This is a genomic window from Saccharothrix mutabilis subsp. mutabilis (assembly GCF_039521145.1).
In the GTDB taxonomy this organism is placed as follows: Bacteria; Actinomycetota; Actinomycetes; order Mycobacteriales; family Pseudonocardiaceae; genus Actinosynnema; species Actinosynnema mutabilis.
Genome location: NZ_BAAABU010000003.1, coordinates 416,042 through 436,074, shown reverse-complemented (window position 1 = coordinate 436,074; position 20,033 = coordinate 416,042). Strand labels below are relative to the sequence as shown.

At 74.5% G+C, this 20,033-nt stretch carries 14 protein-coding genes; 8 read left to right on the top strand and 6 right to left on the bottom strand.

The features are described 5' to 3' along the window. The first annotated feature begins 140 nt into the window (after positions 1–140). From ABD126_RS09610 to ABD126_RS09585, 6 genes are all read left to right on the top strand, one after another. Positions 141–1,172, top strand: coding sequence for a Gfo/Idh/MocA family protein (locus ABD126_RS09610; protein ID WP_343933360.1), 1,032 nt, complete (start codon positions 141–143; stop codon positions 1,170–1,172). Next, positions 1,162–2,037, top strand: a complete 876-nt coding sequence (locus ABD126_RS09605; protein ID WP_343933359.1) for a sugar phosphate isomerase/epimerase family protein — start codon at positions 1,162–1,164, stop codon at positions 2,035–2,037. Before ABD126_RS09610 ends, ABD126_RS09605 begins: the two co-directional genes overlap by 11 nt. After that, positions 2,034–3,266 carry a M20/M25/M40 family metallo-hydrolase gene (locus ABD126_RS09600; protein ID WP_343933358.1) on the top strand — a complete coding sequence of 411 codons (1,233 nt, stop codon included), beginning with the start codon at positions 2,034–2,036 and terminating at the stop codon, positions 3,264–3,266. Before ABD126_RS09605 ends, ABD126_RS09600 begins: the two co-directional genes overlap by 4 nt. Beyond that, on the top strand, positions 3,263–4,414 hold the full coding sequence (locus ABD126_RS09595) for an Ldh family oxidoreductase (protein ID WP_343933357.1): 1,152 nt from the start codon (positions 3,263–3,265) through the stop codon (positions 4,412–4,414). Before ABD126_RS09600 ends, ABD126_RS09595 begins: the two co-directional genes overlap by 4 nt. Beyond that, complete coding sequence (locus ABD126_RS09590) at positions 4,411–5,292, top strand: Gfo/Idh/MocA family protein (protein ID WP_343933356.1); 882 nt, start codon at positions 4,411–4,413, stop codon at positions 5,290–5,292. Before ABD126_RS09595 ends, ABD126_RS09590 begins: the two co-directional genes overlap by 4 nt. A gap of 91 nt (positions 5,293–5,383) precedes the next feature. Beyond that, positions 5,384–5,791: a DUF6917 domain-containing protein gene (locus ABD126_RS09585; protein ID WP_343933626.1), complete on the top strand. Its 408-nt coding sequence runs from the start codon at positions 5,384–5,386 to the stop codon at positions 5,789–5,791. A 13-nt stretch (positions 5,792–5,804) separates the two neighbouring features. Here the strand turns inward: ABD126_RS09585 and ABD126_RS09580 are convergent, their stop codons facing one another. Further along, positions 5,805–9,287, bottom strand: coding sequence for an ATP-binding protein (locus tag ABD126_RS09580; protein WP_425542771.1), 3,483 nt, complete (start codon positions 9,285–9,287; stop codon positions 5,805–5,807). A gap of 65 nt (positions 9,288–9,352) precedes the next feature. On the opposite strand from ABD126_RS09580, the gene ABD126_RS09575 reads away from it, so the two are divergent. Continuing rightward, entirely contained in the window at positions 9,353–10,216 is an 864-nt protein-coding gene (locus ABD126_RS09575; RefSeq protein WP_343933355.1) for an alpha/beta fold hydrolase, read from the top strand. 58 nt (positions 10,217–10,274) lie between these two features. On the opposite strand, the gene ABD126_RS09570 is transcribed toward ABD126_RS09575, so the two are convergent. From ABD126_RS09570 to ABD126_RS09550, 5 genes are all read right to left on the bottom strand, one after another. Continuing rightward, complete coding sequence (locus tag ABD126_RS09570; RefSeq protein ID WP_343933354.1) at positions 10,275–10,808, bottom strand: EF-hand domain-containing protein; 534 nt, start codon at positions 10,806–10,808, stop codon at positions 10,275–10,277. A gap of 78 nt (positions 10,809–10,886) precedes the next feature. After that, on the bottom strand, positions 10,887–12,134 hold the full coding sequence (locus ABD126_RS09565) for a nucleotide sugar dehydrogenase (RefSeq protein WP_343933353.1): 1,248 nt from the start codon (positions 12,132–12,134) through the stop codon (positions 10,887–10,889). Between the two features lie 48 nt (positions 12,135–12,182). Then, positions 12,183–12,521: a hypothetical protein gene (locus tag ABD126_RS09560; RefSeq protein WP_343933351.1), complete on the bottom strand. Its 339-nt coding sequence runs from the start codon at positions 12,519–12,521 to the stop codon at positions 12,183–12,185. 441 nt (positions 12,522–12,962) lie between these two features. Continuing rightward, entirely contained in the window at positions 12,963–15,779 is a 2,817-nt protein-coding gene (locus ABD126_RS09555; protein ID WP_343933350.1) for an AMP-binding protein, read from the bottom strand. Beyond that, entirely contained in the window at positions 15,776–16,447 is a 672-nt protein-coding gene (locus tag ABD126_RS09550; RefSeq protein ID WP_343933349.1) for a hypothetical protein, read from the bottom strand. Before ABD126_RS09550 ends, ABD126_RS09555 begins: the two co-directional genes overlap by 4 nt. Before the next feature lie 235 nt (positions 16,448–16,682). Here ABD126_RS09550 and ABD126_RS09545 point away from each other — a divergent pair, with 235 nt between their 5' ends. Further along, positions 16,683–20,033, top strand: coding sequence for a non-ribosomal peptide synthetase (locus ABD126_RS09545; RefSeq protein ID WP_343933348.1), 3,351 nt, complete (start codon positions 16,683–16,685; stop codon positions 20,031–20,033).

Here is a 20,033-nt window from a genome sequence, read left to right as displayed (position 1 = left end):
ACTGCCGAGTTCACTCTTCCTGGTCAACTCAGCTAACCCAGGTTGACAGCACGGCCGAGTTCGTACAACGTCGTTATGGATCAATTCGGACGCGGTTATTCGTGTGTCTTGTGTGGGGCTCTCGGAACACCAGGGGTGCAATGGTGCGGACACTCGTCGTGGGACTCGGCCGGGCGGGGGCCGAACTGCACCTGCCGGTGCTGGCGCGGGCGCGGGCGGGCGCCCGGCCGCTGTTCGGGGACGAGCCGGTGGTGGCGTGCGACCCGCGGCGGGCGCTGGGCGACCGGCCGGGCCTGGTGACCGCGGGCAGCGTCGGCGAGGCGGCGCGGCTGCTGGACCCGACCGACGCGGTGGCCCACGTCTGCACGCCGCCCAGCGTGCGCACCGGGGTGATCGGGCAGTTGGCCGAGCTGGGGTTCCGCAACCTGATCGTGGAGAAGCCGCTGGCCGCCGACACCGACGACCTGGCGCGCATCACGCGGCTGCGCCGCCGCCACGGGCTGCGGATCGCGGTGGTGGAGCCGTGGCTGACCAGTTCGCTGACCGTGCGGCTGCTGGAGCTGGTGCGCGGCGGCGGGCTGGGTGAGCTGCGGTCGGTGTCGATCGTGCAGAACAAGCCGCGGTTCCGGCGGTCGCTGACCCGGCCGAGCCACCAGACGGCGTTCGACGTGGAGCTGCCGCACGGGGTGGGGTTGGCGCTGCGGCTGGCGGGCAACGCGCGGGTCACCCACGCGGCCGGGTTCGACCTGGTCGTCGGCGACGTGGTGGTGGCCCGGATGGGCGGGGCGCGGGTCGGGCTGCGGCACAACAACGGCGCGCGCACGGAGGTCAGCTCCGACCTGACCTCGCCGGTGCGGGAGCGGCGGATCACCGTGGAGTTCGAGCGCGGCACGGCCGTGGGCCACTTCGCGGTCAGCGCCGACGACGACCACTCGCAGCTGACCGTCACCGTCAACGGGCACCGCAGGCACGAGGTGCTGCGCGACGACTCGCTCACCGAGTGGGTGGTCCGGGCCTACCAGCTCTTCCACGGCTCCGGCGACCAGCACGCGCGGGGCTTCGCGTTCGCCACCGACGTGGTGCAGCTGCTGTCGGTGGCCAAGAACATCTGCGCCGAGCCGGTCGTCCCGGCGGCCCGCGCCGAGCACCAGGTCCCCGCCCATGCGCGCTGAGCCCGTGCCCGCCGAGCCCGTGCCCGCCGAGCCCGTGCCCGCTGAGCCCGTGCCCCCAGGCCCGCCCGCCGAGGACGTCCTGGCCGGCATCACCGACGAAGCGGCGGCCGACCTCCCGGGCCAGCTCGCCGCGCTCGCCGAGCTGGGCTGGTCGGCGATCGAGCTGCGCACGATCGACCACCGGCCGGTCGCCGAGCTGTCGGACCGGGAGTTCGGCGAGGTCGCGAAGGCGCTGTCGGACAGCGGGGTGCGGGCGGTGTGCCTGGCGTCGCGGATCGGCGGGTTCACCCGGCCGATCACCGCGCCGTTCGAGGACGACCTGGCCGAGCTGGACACCCTGCTGGCCCGGTGCGACGCGCTGGGCACGCCGTTCATCCGGATCATGTCCTACCCCAACGACGGGCTGGGCGAGCGCCGGTGGCGCGACCGGGTGATCACGCGGGTCGCGACGCTGGTCGAGCTGGCCGAGGCGGCGGGCGTGGTGCTGGTGCACGAGAACTGCGCGGGGTGGGCGGGCGGCGGTGCCGACCGGGCGCTGGAGCTGCTGGCCGAGGCGCCGGGGCTGCGGCTGCTGTTCGACACCGGCAACGGCGTGCCGCACGGCTACGACGCGTACGCGCTGCTGGAGCGCATCGCGCCGCACGTGGTCCACGTGCACGTCAAAGACGCGGTCGGCGACCGGTTCGTGCCGCCGGGGCAGGGCGCCGCGCGGGTCGCCGACTGCGTCGCCCTCCTGCGCGCCCACGGCTACCGCGGAGCGTGGTCGCTGGAGCCGCACGTGTCGCTGCGGCCCGGGGTGTCCGGTGCGCCCGACGCGGCGGCGTTCGTGGCGGCGGGCCGGGCGGTGGAGGGCTTGCTGCGGTGATCGCGCCGGACCGGGACCTGCTGCTCGGGCTGCTGCGCACCCCCACGGCGGGTCCGCTGGAGACCACGGCCGAGGTGCGGCTGTGGGACGCGATGCGCGCCTTCGGGGCGGCGGCCGAGGAGATCGGCTTCGCCACCGTCCACTTCGGACCGGCGTCGCCCGCGGCGGTGGACCGGCCGGACGTGCCGGCGGTGGTGCGGGAGGCCGTCGCCGAGGACCCGGGGTTCCTGGAGCGCCAGCCCAGCCTGGTGCTGCGCTACGGCCGGGCCGAGCCGTCCGTCATGTTCAACGTGCATCTGGACACCGTGGCGCCGTTCGAGCCGGTGTCGTTCGACGGGACGCGGTTCCGGGGGCGGGGCGCGATCGACGCCAAGGGGCCGGCGGTCGCGCTGCTGGCGGGGCTGCGGGCGGCGGTGGCCGACCCGGCGGTGGGGCGCGACGTCAGCGTGCTGGTGCAGGCGGTGTCCGGCGAGGAGGGCGGCGCGATGGGGTCCTTCGGCACCCGACCGCTGGTGGAGGCGGGCTTCTACGGGCGGCTCAACGTGTTCTGCGAGCCGACCGGCCTGCGCTACCTGCCGCGCTGCACGGCGGCGATGACCGCGAGCGTGCGGGTGTCCGGCGAGGACGCGGTGGACGACCAGCCGCACGCCGGGCACAACGCGAGCGTGCTGCTGGGGTTCCTGGCCCAGCACCTGGCGGCGTCGCTGGTGCGGGTGCCAGACGGGCAGCTGTGCCTGGCGGGCCTGCACACCGGCCGCATGCACAACCGCGTCTACGGCAGCGGCGAACTGCTGCTCAACCTGTCCTACGGCAGCACGGAGTCGGCGCGGGTGATGACCACGGCGTTGGAGCGGTCGCTGGTGGAGGGGTTGGCGGAGTTCGGCCGCCGGTTCCGCACGGTGCCGCCGTTCCACCGCACCGCCGTGGACGCGGCGGCCATCACGCGGCTGGTGTGGCGCAAGCACGGCCTGCCCGCGCTGCCCGCCCGGGACGTGCCGCTGCTGGACGCGGTCGTGCCGCGCTGGCCCGCGCACGAGCCCGCGTTCACCTGTGACGCCATCTGGCTGGCCGACGTGCCGGACACCCGGACCGTGGTGCTCGGTCCGGGTTGTCTGCACGCCAACAACGCGCACGCGCGCGGCGAGTTCGCCGACGTGGAGGAGCTGGACCGGTTCTCCGCGGTGGTGCGGGAGGTCGTCGTGCGGTTCGCCCGGAACGGAGGAACATGACCGTCGTCGTGCCCTACCCGACCCTGCTCTCGACCGTGACCGGGGTGTTCGCCGACCGGGGGGTGCCGCCGGACCGGGCGCGGGTCGCCGCGCGGGCGCTGTGCCACGGCGACCTGACCGGGGTGAGTTCCCACGGCCTGGTCAACCTGACCCGGCTGTACCTGCCGCTGCTGTCCTCCGGCCGGGCGGACCCGGCCGCGGACATGGCGGTCACGGCGGACCTGGGCGCGTGCGTGCACGCCGACGCCCGGCGCGCGTTGGGCCTGTGGTCGGCGGCGCAGGCGGTGGACCTGGCGGCGGCGCGGGCGGCGCGGCACGGGGTCGGGCTGGTGTCGCTGCGCGGCGCCACGCACATCGGGTGCGCGGGCTTCCACGCGGCGCGGGCGGTGGAGCACGGGATGGTCGGGCTGGTGGCGTCCAACTGCGGCGGGCAGCGCATCGCTCCCCCGCCGGGCGGGCGGGAGCCGTTGCTGGGCACGAACCCGTTGGCGCTGGCGTGCCCGGCGGGCGAGCGTCACCCGTTCGTGCTGGACATGAGCACGACCGTGGTGCCGACCGGTCGGGTGCGGGCGGCGGCGCGGGAGGGTCGGGAGGTGCCGCCGGGGTGGCTGGCCGACGAGTCGGGCGGGGCGGTGACCGATCCGGCGGCGTTCGACCGGGGCGAGGCGAGGCTGCTGTGGCTGGGCGGGTCGCCGGAGACCGGTGCGTACAAGGGGTTCGGGCTGGGGCTGCTGGTGGAGGTGCTGTCGGCGCTGGTGCCGGGGGCCGCGCTGGGCCCGGTGGGCGGCGGTTCGGGCGGCGGCGGTTCGGGCGGCGGCGGCTCGGCGGCTTCGGCCGGCGGTGGTTCGGCGGCTTCGGGCGGCGGCGGGGCGGCGGCTTCGGCCGGTGGCGGGGCGGATGACGACATCGGGGTGCTGGCCCTGGTGATCGCGCCGGACCGGTTGCGCTCCGGGTTCGGCGTCGACGCCGACCGGCTGTTCTCCGCCGTGCTGGGCTGCGAGCCGGTCGACCCGCGCTCGCCGGTGGTCTACCCCGGTTGGTGGGAGGGCGAGCGGGCGCGGTGGCGGCGGGCGCACGGGGTGCCGTTGCCGGAGGAGCTGTACGACGAGTTGCGCGCGGTCGCACCGGCCCTGCGAGCGGCCGGGTGATCCGGGTCGGCGTCGTCGGGTTGGGGGTGATCTCCCGGTTCTACCTGGCGGCGATCGAGCGGTCGGCGGAGTTCGAGCTGGTGGCGGTGTGCGACGTGGACCGAGACGTGCTGGCCGGGCACGGCGTGCGCGACTACCTGCACCACCGGGCGATGCTCGCCGACGGCGACCTGGACGCCGTCGTGGTGACCGCGCCCAACGACACCCACGTCGCCATCGGCCGGGACGTGCTGGCCGCCGGCCTGCCGCTGTGCGTGGAGAAACCGCTGGCCACCCGCCTGTCCGACGGCGAGGACCTGGCGCGGCGGGGCGGTGTCCTGTTCACCGCCTTCCACCGCCGCTACAACCGCAACGTGCTGGCGTTGCGCGACGCCTTGGCGGGGGTGGCGGTGTCGTCGGTGGTGGTGCGGTACCTGGAGCGCATCGAGGACCACGTCGGCCGGGACCGCTGGTACCTGGACATGGCGCGCAGCGGCGGCGGGTGCGTCGCCGACAACGGTCCCAACGCGCTGGACCTGGCGCGGTTGTTCCTCGGGCCGTTGCGCCTGGTGGCGGCGAAGGTCGTGCGCGACGCGGACGGCGTGGACCGGCAGGCGCTGCTCCAGCTGGCCGGGAGCGGGCGGTGCTCGGCGACGGTCGAGCTGGACTGGTCCTACCCCGGCGAGGTGAAGGACGTCGAGGTGCGGTTGGCGGACGGGTCGGTGCGGCGGGCGGACATGCTCGCCGGCCACCCGGAGTTCAAGGGGTCGCTGTGGCACGAGTACGAGGGCGTGCTGGCCGACTTCGCCCGGGCGATCGCGCTGGGGCCGGCGTACCGGGACCCCGGCCTGGAAGTGCTGGCGCTGGTGGACGAGGTGTACCGGAGGGAAGGCGCGTGATGCTGGAGGACGGCGTGGTGGCGGAGGACGGCGTGGTGGCGGAGGTCGGCGTGGTGGCGGAGGACGGCGTGGTGGCGGAGGACGCGGCGTGATGCTGGAGGACGGGCCGAAGCGGGCGGTGGGCAGCCGGGTGGTGAAGGTGCTCGTGCACCGCCGGGACGACCGGGGCATGAGCCTGGAGCCGTTCGCGAGCCGGTGCGTGCGGCAGGGCGAGGTGCACGAGCTGGTGACCACCGACCAGACCGACACCACGCCCGGCGCGCGGATCGACCGGGTGGGGTTCCTGGGTTTCGTGGAGATCGGCAACGCGGGCGTGATCGACCGGGGCGACGAGGTGCGGGTGGACGGGCGGCTGGTGGGGACGGTCCTGGGCTTCGACGCCTGCCACCACCCGAACCACTACAACATCCTGATCAGCACCCCCGAGCCGCGCACCGGGCCGGAGGTGGGGATGGACCCGGAGCTGCCGGTGGTCTTCCACCCGACCGCCGTGCCGTGACGGTGGCTCGGGCTCACCCCGACGCGGTTCGGCCAGGACTCTCGCCGGTTCGGTCGGCGGGCTCCTCGGTTCGGTCGGCGGGCGCGGTTTGGTCGGCGGGCGCGGTCGGGTTGGCGGGCGCGGCGGCTTCGGCGGTTCGGACGGTGGTCTCGCTGGCTCGTCGTGCGGCAGCGTTGCTGGCCCGGGCGGCGGTCTTGGCGACTTGTTCAGCGGCTTCGGCGGCTCGTTCGGCGGCTTGTTCGGCGGTTTCGGCGGCGGCGGTCCAGTGTGGTGCTTCGGCCTTTCGGGCGAGGTCTCGGGCGCGGCGGTAGTGAGTGGCGGCTTCGTCCGGGTTGCCCACGGCCATCGCGAGGTCGCCCAGGTAGTGCGCCACCGGTCCGAGGGTGAGCATCCCGCTGCCCGCTCCCGCGAGTTCGTGCTCAGCCGGCCGGAGTTCGGCGTACAGGCGCGTCATGGTGTCGCGGTCAACCTCCCGGATCGCCTGCACCGCCCGCAGGCACGCCCGCGCCTCGTACAGCAGGTCGCGCGGCGGGTCCGTCACCTCCAGCTCCACCTCCTGTCCACTCTGGACCTTCCAGCACAGCTCGGCCAGCGGCAGGACGTCGACACCGGTCATACCGGTGCCGGCCAGGCGGCGGGCCAACGCCGGATACGGGTTCGGCCCACCCGCCACCGTGGCGCGCAGGGCCCGGTAGCCGTCGGTGAACACCCCGACCAGCGGCAGGCCGTGGTCCTCGGCCAGGCGGTCGGCTTCGGTGGCGTGGTGGTCGGCGGTCGCGAACTCGGCCAGGGCGCTGTTCGCCTGGACCAGGATGAGGTGGCCCAGCACGGCGAACGGCACCAGGTCGTGCCGGGTGGCGAGGTCGACAAGTTCGGCTCCGATCGCCGCCCGTTCCCGGGCCAGACCGGCGCGTTCGAAGCACTGGATGAACCGGGCGTTGAGGGCGAACGCCAGCGTGGCCGGGTCACCGGCCCGCCGCGCCAACCGTTCTGCCTCGCAAGCGGCTTGCCTCGCCCGCGCTCCCCCGGTGTTGCGCAGTTCGAGCGCGATCGTGGCGAGCAGCCGGCTGCGTTCGGCGTCGTCCCAGAAGTCGCCGACCTCCCGGGTGCCGCTGACCTCCCTGCTGTCCCCGACCTCCCGGCTGTCCCCGACCTCGCGGGCACCGCTGACCTCGCGGGCGCCGCTGACCTCTCGACTGTGGCCGTCCTCCCTGCTGTCTCCGCCCTCACGGGTGCCGGCGGCGAGTGTCGTCTCGGCGGCGTCGGCGATGCGGCGGGCCAGGGTCGGATCGTCGGGGGTCGTCCAGACGGTCGGGGTGTCGGAGGCGGTGATCACCCGCGCGGTGAGGCGAGGATTGTTCAACGATCCTACGATGTCCAGGGCGGCGGCGCGGTGGGCGCGGGACTCGACCAGGTTGCCGGTGACGGCCTCGGTGCGGGCCAGGCCCATCAGGACGTCCAGGCGGTCGTTGACGTCGGTGAGGCGGTCAAGGGCGGCGCGGAACAGGCGGGCGGCTTCGTGCGGGGTGAACCGGGCTTCGGCGGCGTGGGCCGCGGCGCGGGCGGCGTGACCCGCGCGAGCGCTGGTGTCGCCGGCGGCCAGCAGGTGGTGGGCCAGGGTCGCGGGGTCGTCGGGGTGCAGGTGGGCGACGGCGTCGGCGATCCGGGAGTGCAGGCGGGCGCGGCGGGCCCGGGACAGGTCCTGGTAGAGGGTGTCGCGGACGATCACGTGCGCGAACCGGTAGCGGCCCGGACCGTGCTCGACCAGGAAACCGCGCTCGGTGGCGGTTTCCACGGCGTCGAGCGCGTCGCCGAGCAGGTGGTCGAGGAGGTCGAGGTCGACGTCCGTGCCGATGACCGCCGCGTGCCGCAGGACCCGGCCCACCTGGTCGGGCAGTTGGGCGAGGCGGTGGCGGACGACGTCCCGGACGCCGGTGGGAACCGAGTCCGGGTCGGTGGCGAGCAGGCGGGCCAACTCTCGGACGAAGAACGGGTTGCCGCCGCTGCGCCGGTGGACGTCGTCGGCCCCGTCCTCGCGGCCGGTGGTGCGGCGGACCAGCTCGGCGACCGCGTCCCGGGGCAGTCCGCGCAGGTGGAGGCGGGTCGGGTCGAGGCGGGCGGCGCGGCCGAGGAAGGCGGTCAGCGTGGGGCCGGGGTCGGTGTCGCGGTAGGTGGCGACGACCAGGAGCCGCGCCGGGTGGGTGAGGACGGTCGTGAGCAGGTCGAGGGTCTCCTCGCCGGCCCAGTGGAGGTCGTCGAGGACCAGCAGGAGGGGCGCGGCGCGGGCGAGGTGGTCGAGGACCGCGCGGTGCCAGTGGAACCGGTCGGGGAACGCGGTCGGTCGGGGGCCGTCGAGGGTGTCGAGGAGGCGGGTCCAGGGCCAGGCGGCGGGGGTGTCGCGGGTGTCGGGGTTGGCGGCCTGGGCGGTGGTCCAGCCGGAACGCGCCAGGTGGTCGGCGAAGGACTCGACCAACGCGGTCTTCCCGACTCCCGCTTCCCCGGACACGAGCACGAGACGCGGACGATCGGCGACGGACTCGGCGGCGGCCTCCAGCGCGGCCGACTCACCGGCCCGCCCAACCAACTCGACCACGGCCGACGCAGGGGCGGACGCGGCGGGGGCGGCGGGTGTGGGTGGGGTGAGGGTGTGGTTCAGGATGTTCGACTCAAGGGTGCGCAGGGCGGGGCCGGGGTCGACGCCCAGTTCGGTCGCCAGCAGGTCGCGCGCTCGCCGCAGCACGTGCAGCGCGTCACCCTGCCGACCCGCGTGGTACTGCGCCAGCGCCAGCAGCCGCCACGACTCCTCCCGCCACGGGTGCCCCTCGACCTGCACCTCCAGGTCCGGCACGGCCTCCGCCGCCCGCCCCTCCCCCACCAGCGCCGCCGCCCGCCGCTCCACCGCGAGCAACCGCAACTCCGCCAACCGCCCCGCCTCGGCCCGCGCCCACGCGTGCTCGGCGAACTCCGCGTACGCCGGACCGCGCCACAACCCCAGTGCCGCGTCCCAATCCGCCACCGACACCGCGGGACCGACCGAACCCGCCGAACCCGAACCCGCCGACGACGACGAACCCGAACCGGCCGACGACGAACCAGAAACCAAGCCCGAACCCGAAACCGAAGGCAAGCCCGAACCCCGCGAAGACACGCCCGAACCAGAACCCACCAGCGCCTCGAAGCGCCAAGCGTCCACCTCGTCCGCCACCAGCGCATACCCCGGCGGCGCGGTCACCAGCACCCGCGCGGGCGCCCGGGGCGCGCGGTCCGGCTCCAGCACCCGCCGCAACGCCGACACGAACGTCTGCACCGCACCCACCGCCCCGGCCGGCGGCGACTCCCACAGGTCCGCCACCAACCGCTCCACCGGCACCACCCGCCCCCGGGCGACCAGCAACCGCGCCAACACCGCGCGGTGCCGCGGACCGGGCAACGCCAACGGCCCCCGCGGGCCGGACGCGACCAGCGGGCCCAGCACCCCGAACCGCACCGACCCCACCCCCGCCACCCTAGTGCTCAGTGGACGCTGACCCGTTGCTCAGCGCCCCCCGCCACCGTGGACCCATGCACATCAACGGCTTCACCCACCACCGCGTCCCCGTCGGCGACGGCGTCGAACTCAACGTCGCCACCGGCGGCACCGGCACCCCGGTCGTCCTCCTCCACGGCTTCCCGCAAACCCACCTCATGTGGCGCCACGTCGCCGCCGACCTGGCCGCCGACCACACCGTCATCGCCCCCGACCTGCGCGGCTACGGCGACAGCGACAAACCCGCCGACACCGGCCGCACCTACGCCAAGCGCACCATGGCCCAGGACGTCGTCAAGGTCGCCGCCGCCCTCGGCCACGACCGCTTCGCCCTCGTCGGCCACGACCGCGGCGCGCTGGTCGCCGTCCGCACCGGCCTCGACCACCCCGACCGGGTGACCCACCTCGCCGCCCTGGACGTCCTGCCCACCCTCGACATGTGGGACGTCCTGCACGGCACCACCGCCGCCATCGGGTTCCACCTGTTCCTCATGGCCCAGCCGCCCGGCCTGCCCGAACGGCTCATCGCCGCCGCCCCCGACGACTTCTTCGGCCACTTCCTCGACATCTGGACCCAGGACCCCACCGCCATCCCGCCCGACGTCCGCGCCGAATACCTGCGCAAGTCCCGCGACGCCGTGCCCTCGATCGTCGCCGACTACCGCGCCTCCGCCACGGTGGACGTCGAGGACGACACCGCCGACCGCGACACCCCGCTGCGCATGCCGGTCGCCGTCCGCCAACAGGACTGGGGCGCGCTGCTCGGCTTCGACGCCCGCGCCATCTGGGCCCGCCAGGCCACCCACCTCGACCACGACACCGTCCACTGCGGCCACTTCATGGCCGAAGAAGCCCCGGACCTCGTCGTCAAGACCATCCGCGACCTCCTCACCCGCTGAAGCGCACGCCGGAGCGGGGTCCCGCTCGCACCCGGGACCCCGCTCCGGCGACCCGACCTCAGCCGAGCAGCTCGGCCTCCAGCGTGCCGAAGTGGTAGGCCTTGACCGCCTGCACCAACTCCTCCACCGACAGGTGACCGCTGCCGTCGGCGTCGATCTGCTGGAAGGCCTCCCTGGCCCGCGACGGCTCCACCCCGACCGCCTTCAGCCACTTGCCGAACTCGGCCTCGCTGACCTCACCGTCGCCGTCGGTGTCGCACAGGTTCAGGATGGCCTGGATCATCGGCCGCACGACGCGCCCGAAGCCCGCGTCACCGCCCGCGAACACCTCGCGCTCGATCACCTGGAGGAACTGGTCCTGGTTCAGCGACCCGTTCGGCCCCACCCCGGCCTTCTCGGCCAGGTAGTCGAACGTGTACCGGAACGAGTCCACCACCGCGCGCCCGTTCGGCGACTGCGGGGACTCCCCGAACGCCGCGACGATGCGCTGCGCCTCGGACTCCAGGTCCGACCGCTCGATCATCCCGTTGCCGTCGACGTCCCACTTCTCGAACCGCTTCTCCAGCCGGGTGTTCCTGACAGCCGTGGTCATTCCCTGCACTCTCCTTCACTACACCAGTTGGCATGGCAGAGCCGCGTGACGGGTACGTCACCCCGGGCGCGGCGGGCATTACAGGCGCTGGACCTCCCCTCCGGGAACCCGTCCCGTGACGTCGAGGAGGAGCCGTGCGTTCCTGGCCAGCCGGCTCAGGTCGTAGCCGCCGTGCGGGACGAGCAGGACGGTCGCGTCGCTGTCGCGCAGAGCGGAGTCCAGGTCGGTCACCGGTGGCCCGAGCCGCGGCACGGGACCCGCGACCGGGTCGTGGTAGGAGATCCGGGCGCCCAACGCGGCCAACTCGTCCGCCACGCGGATCGACGCCGACTCCCGCGTGTCGGGCACGTCGGCCTTGTAGGCCACACCGAGCAGCAGGACCCGTGACCCCGCAACGGTCCTGCCGTCGTCGGCGAGCAGCCGCGCCACCCGCTGCGCCACGTAACCGGGCATCGCGGCGTCCACCCGCCGCGCCGCCTCGACCACACCCAACCGCGCCCCTTCGCGGCGGGCCTTGTCCAACAGGTACCGGGGATCGACGGGGATGCAGTGACCCCCGACACCGGACCCCGGCGTGAACGGGGCGAACCCGAACGGCTTCGTCGCCGCGCACCGCAGCACGTCCCACACGTCCACGCCCAACCGGTCGCAGAACACCGCGATCTCGTTGACCAGCGCGATGTTCACGTACCGGTAGGTGTTCTCCAACAACTTGGCCATCTCGGCCTCACGCGTGCCCTTGGCCACCACCACGGTGTCCACGAACCGCCCGTAGAACGCCGCGCAGTGCTTGGCGCACAACGGGGTGTGCCCGCTGACCACCTTCGGCGTGGTCCGCACGCCGTGCCGCCGGTTGCCCGGGTCGATCCGCTCCGGCGAGTACCCCAGCGGGAAGTCCTCCCCCGCCACCAGCCCGTGCCGCTCCAACACCGGCCGCACGACCTCGTCGGTGGTGCCCGGGAAACTGGTCGACTCCAGCACCACCAGCGTGCCGGGCCGCAGGTGGTCGGACACGGTGGCCGCGGCGGCCCGGACGGCCGACAGGTCGGGGCCGCCGTCCGGGCCGAGCCCGGTGGGCACGCAGATCACGACGGTGTCGGCGCGCGAGAGGACCGACGGATCGGCGGTCACGGTGAAACCGTTGGCGCGCATCGCCTTCAGCCGCGCGTGTGACACGTCCAGCACGTGCGACCGCCCGGCCCGGAGGGTGTCCACGACGGCCGGCGAGGTGTCGTAGCCGACGACCGACAGGCCGGCGGCGCTAGCGGCGGCGGCCAGCGGCAGCCCGACGTAGCCGACACCCACGACGACCAGATCCACGGACACGCGCACCCTTTCCACGACGAAGCGATGTGTTGTCACCACCCACCGGGCTCACGGCACCTTGAAGCTGGCCGCGGCCGGCGGCACGTGCCCTCCGTAGTTCTCCCGCAGGACCCAGATCGGCGGCGCCGGGAACGGTCCGCCGCAGTCGGGCACGCCGAAGACCTCCACCTGCTTGTTGGTGCGGTTGGTCATCACGTGCGCGCCCGGCGGGATCTCGTAACAGCCGCGCGGGTTCTCGAAGGCCACCAGCTCCTCGACCTCCGCGATGTAGACGACGACCTCCCCCACGGCGGCGTGCGCGGCGGGGCTGAGCGGGACGGTGAGCGCTGTCGCGGTGAGTGCGCCGAGCAGCGCGGCGGCGAAGCGTTTCATCAGCAGAACCTCCATCTCCCGGACCGTGTCCAAACGGGACGTTCATCGCTGCCCGCAAGCTAACAGTCACACTCAGCAAGATGGGGTGACGGAACGCAACACCACCCGCGCAGGTTGCGGGCTGGTGTGCATATTCATCCGGACGGCAACGGCGCGTGCCCGCGTCGGTGGGCCTGCGTGGTCGGACGTGCAGGGATTCATTAGGTCGAGCGATGCTCGCGAGCGGCGATCCCGCGTTGACGCGAGAAACGAACGCGCCGCGTGACCACGACGAGGAACCCGCAATTGGGCGGTTTAACGCGGTTGGGCGATGTCGCCTTGGCGGTGTTTGGGTGATGTCGCTCCCGGCGCGTTTCAAGCCCGTGACGCGAGAGGATGAAACTCAGTCATCACTGAAGTTATAGTGACTAAGAATCCCGGTTGTGCCGCACAGGAGGGGTGCGGCACAACCGGGCATCAGCCGGCGACCGCCCCCAGCACGGCCGCCGACACGGCGGACACCACGTCCATGCCCACCCGCTCCGGGTCGCGGCTCACCCGCACCCGCGCCCGTCCCCCCGCCGGCGCGACCAGCTCGACCTGCAACTCCGCCAACGGCGGCGACGGCTCGTCGTGCCACCGCACCGCGCACCCGGGCAGCTCCAGCACCGGCTCGGGCGAGTCCTGCACCGCCGCGATCACCTGGTAGCGCGGGTGCCGACCGGTCCGCACCGGCCCGTGCAGCCGGGCGACCTCGGCGAACGGCAGGTCGGCGTGCGCGAGCGCCCCGGCGACCGACTCCGCCGCCGACCGCTCCGGCCCCACGCGCACGCACACCGTGTCGATCAGGCACCCCACCGGCAGTTCCAACTCCTCCGTCGACCGCTGCGTCACCGGCACGCCGATCCCGAACTCCGCCTGCCCGGTGTGCGCGGCGACCGCCCGCGCCACGGCGTCCACGAGCACGGCGAGTCGGCTGGTCCCCCGCTCGCGCGCGAGCCGGTCCACCGCGGCGATGTCCACATCGTGCTCTACCGCGTACACCGAACCGCCGTCGCCGTCACGCAACCCGAGATCCGGCAGTCCGGCCAGCTCAGCGGTCCAAAAGGCACGTTGGGCCGCGAGATCCGCCGCCGCGCGCAACCCCGCCACGGCGGCGGACGTCCGCGCCGGCGTCGGGACGTCCACACCGAACTCCGGCACGACACCCCGCAGCCGCGCCGCGTAAGCCGTCGACAGGTCCTCCGCGAGCCGGTGCCGGGACCAGCCGTCGAACGCGATGTGGTGCGCCGTCACGCCGAACAGCCACGCCACGCCCGTCCACACCAGCACCGCCCGCCACGCCACGCCCGCCGCCAGGTCCAGCGGCGCGGCCAGGCGGGCGTCCAGCACCGCGCGGTCGCCGGTCGCGCGCTCCAGCCGCACCACCCGCTCCCCCGGCACGGCCAGCGGCTCGTCCTCGTCGGTGTACCGGGCGTGCAGGTAGCCGTGGCGCAGGTGGACGTCCCGCACCGCCGCCGCCAGCGCCGCCACGTCCAGGTCACCGGTCACCGTCCACACCAGCGGGCAGTGGTTGTGCGGGTCCGCGCCGCCGGAAACCTGGTGCCGCACCAGGAAGGAGTGCTGCATGGGCGTCAGGCGGGGACCGTGGTCGCGGGTCTGCTCGACCGCGGACGCCAGCCACGCGGCGAGGCCCGCCACGGTCGGGGTGGACCGCAGCCGGGAGACCGGCACGGACCGGCCGAACCGCGCGCCCAGCCTGGTGCACAGCCGCACCGCCGCCAGCGACGTGCCGCCCAGCTCGAAGAACGACCGGTCCCGGGCGTCCGACCCGACCAGCGCGGCGAACTCCGCCGCCACGGCGTCCTCCGCCGAACCACCGGCCGGCACGGACGCCGACGGTGTCCGGGGCAGCATGGCCACCAGCGCGCGCGTGTCCGCCTTCCCGTTGGGCGACAACGGGAAGGCCTCCACCCGCAGCACGTGGTCGGGCACCGAGTAGCCGGGCAGGTCGGCGCGCAGCCGCGCCACCACGTCCGCCTCCGCCGCCTCCCCCGCGTAGAACAGCGCCAGCGCCCGGCAGGCGCCGGTCTCCTCCCGCACCGGCACGGCCACGCACCGCCGCACCCCGGCCACCCCGCCGGCCACGTGCTCGACCCCGGCCGGCTCGATCCGGTGCCCGCGCACCTTCACCTGCCGGTCCTGGCGGCCGTGGAAGTGGAAGACGCCCGAGGCGTCCACGCTGCCCCGGTCCCCCGTCCGGTAGACGCGGACCGGCGTGCCGCCCAGCGTCAGCCACGTGAACTTCTCCGCCGTCGACGCGGGATCGCCCAGGTACTCCAGCGCCAACCCGTCGCCGGCGACGACCAGCTCCCCCACCTCGCCGGGCGCGCACTCGCGACCGCCTGCCACGACGTGCACCGACGTCCGGGTCACCGGCCGGCCCAGCGGGACCTCCCCCGCCACCGCCCCCACGTCGTGGGTCAGCACGAACACCGCGCTCTCCACCGGCCCGTACCCGTTGACCAGGCGCACCTCCGGCCGCGCCGCCCGGAACCGCCGCGCGTGCCACGCCGACAGCTTCTCCCCGCCGGTGATCACGGTCCGCAGCCCGGCGAAGGCGTCCACGTCCTCCTCGACCACCAGTTGGAACAGCGAGGTGGTCAGGAACAGGGTGTTGACGCCGTGCCGGGCGACCAGGTCCCGCAGCCCCGCCGGCAGCAGCGGCCGGTCCTCCACCAGGACGCACGTGCCGCCGGTCAGCAGGACGCCCCACAGCTCCAACGCGAAGGCGTCCCACGGCACCGCCGACACCTGCGGCATCACGGTGGTGTGGTCGAACGTCGCGAACGTGCAGTCCTGGAACAACCTGATCGTGGCTTCGTGCGGCGACACGACGGCCTTGGGCTCGCCCGTGCTGCCCGAGGTGAAGAACACCATCGCCGCGCTCTCGTCGACCAGCGGCGGCGGGTTGTCCCCGCGCCCCGGCACCCACAGCTGGCCGGGCAGCAGTTCCTCGATGCGCCGCAACCGCTCCCGCGGCCACGCCGGGTCCAGGGCCGCGTAGGCCGCGCCGCACTTGAGCACCGCCAGCAGGGTCGCCACCAGGCGGGGCGAGACCGGCAGCACGACCGGCACGACGTTGCCCTTGCCGACGCCGGCCGCGCTCAGCTCCAGCGCGATCTCGTCGGACCCGCGGTCCAGCTCGGCGTAGGTGACGCGGCCGGTGGCGTGCACCAGGGCGGTGGCGTCGGGCCGTTCGGCGGCGCGGGCCCGGAAGACCTCGTGGATCACGCCGTCCTCGCCCACTGCCCGGCGCCGGCCAGGCCGTGCGTGCGGACGTGCTCGATCAGCGCCATCCGCTTCCAGCCGGTGCGGCGGATCGCGGGTTCCGGGATCTCCAGCTTGCGCACCAGGTAGTCGATGTGGGCGTCCACCGCCCGCGCGCTCATCCGCAGCCGGGCCGCGATGTCGGCGGAGGTGGGCGCGACGGGTCCGCGCCGCTCGCACAGCGCGGCCAGCACGGCGGAGTAGCGGGCGTCCGGGTCCAGCTGCGGGACCTCCGGCCGGATCGCCGGACACCGCCGCACCACCGGCGGCGGCACCTCGGTGACGGCGGCGAACACGGTCACCGTCACGCGGCCGGGCCGGCGGGCGGGCGTCACGGTCGCCATGTCGAACCCGAACGGCACCCGCTCGCCGGGCCGCACGGCGCTCGCCTCGCCGGGGTCGTCCACGTCGGCGACGAACAGCGTCTCGGTGTCGGACAGGTTGGTGATCCACCAGACGCCGCCCTCCGCCTCGACCGCGCCCCGGAAGTCCGGCTCGCCGTCGATCGGCAGGTCCCACGCGCACTCGCCGCACGCACAGGTGCCGAACGTCCGCGTGCCGCCGCCGGGCACCTCGACCCGGCGCGGGCTGCGGCCCCGTTCGACCGGCCCCTGCACGGTTACTGCACTCACTGGTTCCCCCAGGGAAGTCACCCGATGAGCCGATGGACAACCACCGGCGGTTTCAGCCGGTCAACCATCGCGCCGCCGCGCGAATACCGGTATGGGCAGAACTACCCACGCTCCACCTCGCGCGATAGCCGATCCGGGCGCGCCGGGCAAGGCCGGCGCTCCGGGTCCGCCCGGGTTACCCGATCGGCCGCAGCGCCGCAGTCTTGGCCGCAGTCATCGCGGAAGGACCCATCGAGTGAGCGCGCAAACCCGGACCACGACGCCGCTGTCGGCCGCCCAGCGCGGCCTGTGGCTGCTGGACGCACTGCACCCCGGCAGCCCCCTCTACAACGTCTTCTGCTCGGTCCGCCTGACCGGGCCCCTGGACCTGCCCGCCCTGGAGCAGGCGGTCACCCGGGTCGTCGCCCGGCACGAGGCGCTGCGCACGACGTTCCCGTCCGACGGCGGCGAGCCGTTCGCGTCGGTTGCTCCCGCCGCGGACGTGCCGCTGCCGGTGGTGTCGCTGCCCGACCACGACGAGGCGTGCCGGTACGTGGACGAGTGGGCCGAGCGGCCGTTCGACCTGGCCCGGGGGCCGCTGTTCCGGGCGACCGTGGTGCGGATCGGGCCCGAGGACCACCTGCTGGGCGTGGCGACGCACCACATCGTGTCCGACGGGCAGTCGCTGCACGTGCTGTTCGACGAGCTGGCCGACCTGTACGCGGGCGTCGAGCCGCCGCCGGTGCCCGCCGGTTCGGGGCAGCGGTCCGAGGACCCCGAGCTGCTGGAGTGGTGGCGGACCTACCTCGCGGGCGCGCCGGACGTGCTCACCCTGCCGTCCGACCGGCCCCGGCCCGCTGTGCGCGGGACCGCCGGCGCGACCCACGTGTTCCCCGTGCCGGATGTGACGGCGTTCGCCGCGGCGCACCGCGCCAGCCCGTTCATGCTGCTCATGACCGCGTACGCGGCGCTGCTGGGCCGGTTGACCGGCGCGCCGGAGGTGCTGGTCGGCACGCCGGTCGCGGACCGGGCGCTGCCCGACGCGGACCGGTTGATCGGGATGTTCGTGGACACCGTGCCGGTGCGGGTGGACCTGTCCGGGGACCCGACGTTCGGGCAGCTGCTGGGCCGGGTGCGGGCGTCGGTGCTGGACGCGGTGACCCACCAGGGCGTCCCGTTCGACCGCCTGGTGGACCTGGTGCGCCCGGACCGCTCCCCCAGCCACACGCCGCTGGTGCAGACGATCTTCAGCGCCGACCCCGCGCCGCTCGCGCGGCCCCGGTTCCGCGGCCTGACCGCGGTCCTGCGCACGCCGCGGCCGTCGACGGCGAAGTTCGACCTGGACCTGACCGTGCAGGGCACGCCGGAGGGGTTGGTCGGCGTGCTGACCTACAGCACCGAGCTGTTCGACGCACCCACCGCGTCGCGGCTCGGCGAGCAGTTCACCCGACTGCTCACCGCGGGAGCCGCCGCACCCGACACCCCCGTGCGGCGGCTCCCCCTGCTCTCGGCGGACGAGCTGGGCCGTGTCCTGGGCGACTGGCACGAAACCGCCCCCGCGCGTGTTGGTGCGCCGGTGCACGAGCTGTTCCGGCGCTCGGCCGCGGCTTTCCCGTCCCGGCCGGCGCTGGAGGGCGAGGGCGTGGTCCTGACCTACGCCGACCTGGACGCCCGCTCGGACGCCCTCGCCGCGTCGTTGGACGTGCGGCCGGACGAGGTGGTCGGCCTCCTGATGCCGCGGGGGATCGACCTGATCACCTCGATGCTGGCGGTGCTGAAGTCCGGTGGCGCCTACCTGCCGCTGAGCCCGACCCACCCGAAGGGGTACGTGGAGCGGGTGCTGGCGGCGGCCGGTGTGTCCACTGTGGTCTGCGCGCCGGACCTGGCCCACCGCCTGCCCGCCGGGGTCGCGGCCGTGGTGCCCGAGGCGGCTGTCGTGGCGTCCGGGACGGCTGTCGTGGCGTCCGGGACGGCTGTCGTGGCGTCCGGGACGGCTGTGGTGCCGCCCGAGGCGGCTGCCGTAGCACCCGAAACGGCTGTCGTGGCACCCGAAACGGCTACCGCACCGCCCGAGGCGGCCACCATGCCGCCCGAAACGGCTGTCATGCCGCCCCAAACGGCTACCGCGCCGCCCGAAACGGCTGCCGCGCCGCCCGAAACGGCTGCCATGCCGCCCGCCGGCGGCCTCCGGCCCCCGTCTCCATCGTCCCACGGGGGTACGACAATCGGGTCCGAGCGCCCCCGGGGGTCATTCTCCCACGACGGCACGACACATCCGGACCACCTGGCCTACGTGCTCTACACCTCCGGCTCCACCGGCGAGCCCAAGGGCGTGGCGGTCACGCATCGGGCGTTGGCGAACATGGCGTTGACCATGGTCGACTACTACGGCCACACCGCCGACGAGCGCGTCCTCCAGTTCGCCAACGCCGGGTTCGACATCACCGCCGAAGAGCTCTACCCGACGTGGACGGTCGGCGGGTGCGTCGTCCTCGCGCCCGACCCCGCGCCCGGTCCGGAGCACCTCACCGACCTCATGCGGGACAACGGGATCACCTTCACGATCCTCACCTCCAGCAACTGGCGGCAGTGGGCGCACCGCGCCTGGGCCGACGGCCGCGACCCCGCGCCCACGCTGCGCAAGGTGTCCATCGGCGCGGAACCGGTCGACCCGGACACCCTCCGGCGCTGGCAGGACGAGGTCGGCGTGCCGCTGGTCAACTGCTACGGCCTCACCGAGACCACGGTCAACGCCACCGCCACCCCGCTGGACGACCGCACCGTCACCATCGGCCGCCCGCTCGACGGCGTCACCGCCCACGTGCTGGACGCGGACCTCGAACCGGTGCCGGTGGGCGTCCCCGGCCAGCTCTACCTGGGCGGCGACTGCCTCGCGCGCGGCTACCTCGGCCGCCCTGACCTGACCGCCGACCGGTTCGTGCCGCACCCGTTCGTGCCCGGAGCACGCCTGCACCGCAGCGGCGACCGGGCCCGGTGGCGGGCCGACGGGCGGCTGGAAGTGCTGGGCCGACTGGACAAGCAGCTCAAGGTGCGCGGCTACCGGATCGAACCCGGGCACGTCGAGGCCGCGCTGTCGGCGCACCCCGGCGTGTCCGACGCGGTCGTGGTCGCCCGCGACGAACGGCTGGTCGCGTACGTCGTGCCGCGCGTGCCCGACGACCTGCGCGAGCACCTGAACGCCCGGCTGCCGGTGCACCTGGTGCCCGGCGCGTTCGTCGCGCTGGACGCGATCCCCCTCAACGCCAACGGCAAGGTGGACGAGAAGGCCCTGCCCGCGCCGACGTTCACCGCTCCGACGAGCCAAGCCGCGAGCACCGACCTGGAGCGCGACCTGGCCGACGTGTGGCAGGACGCGCTGGAGCTGGACCGGGTCGGCGTCCACGACAACTTCTTCGAGCTGGGCGGCACCTCGCTCACGCTCGCCCGGGTCCACCGCCGCCTGCGCGACCTGCTGGGCCGCGCGCTGCCGATGGTGGCCCTCTACGAGTACCCGACGATCGCCTCGCTGGCGCGGCACCTGTCCGGCGGCGAGGACCCCACCCCCCTGCGTACCCGGCCCCGCACGCGCCGGCCGCGCCGACGCTGA

Bases quoted from the DNA above. Each gene is read 5' to 3' on its own strand.
- ABD126_RS09610 (WP_343933360.1), top strand. From the start codon at position 141: ATGGTGCGGACACTCGTCGTGGGACTCGGCCGGGCGGGGGCCGAACTG.
- ABD126_RS09605 (WP_343933359.1), top strand. From the start codon at position 1,162: ATGCGCGCTGAGCCCGTGCCCGCCGAGCCCGTGCCCGCCGAGCCCGTG.
- ABD126_RS09595 (WP_343933357.1), top strand. From the start codon at position 3,263: ATGACCGTCGTCGTGCCCTACCCGACCCTGCTCTCGACCGTGACCGGG.
- ABD126_RS09585 (WP_343933626.1), top strand. From the start codon at position 5,384: ATGCTGGAGGACGGGCCGAAGCGGGCGGTGGGCAGCCGGGTGGTGAAG.
- ABD126_RS09575 (WP_343933355.1), top strand. From the start codon at position 9,353: ATGCACATCAACGGCTTCACCCACCACCGCGTCCCCGTCGGCGACGGC.
- ABD126_RS09570 (WP_343933354.1), bottom strand. From the start codon at position 10,808: ATGACCACGGCTGTCAGGAACACCCGGCTGGAGAAGCGGTTCGAGAAG.
- ABD126_RS09560 (WP_343933351.1), bottom strand. From the start codon at position 12,521: ATGGAGGTTCTGCTGATGAAACGCTTCGCCGCCGCGCTGCTCGGCGCA.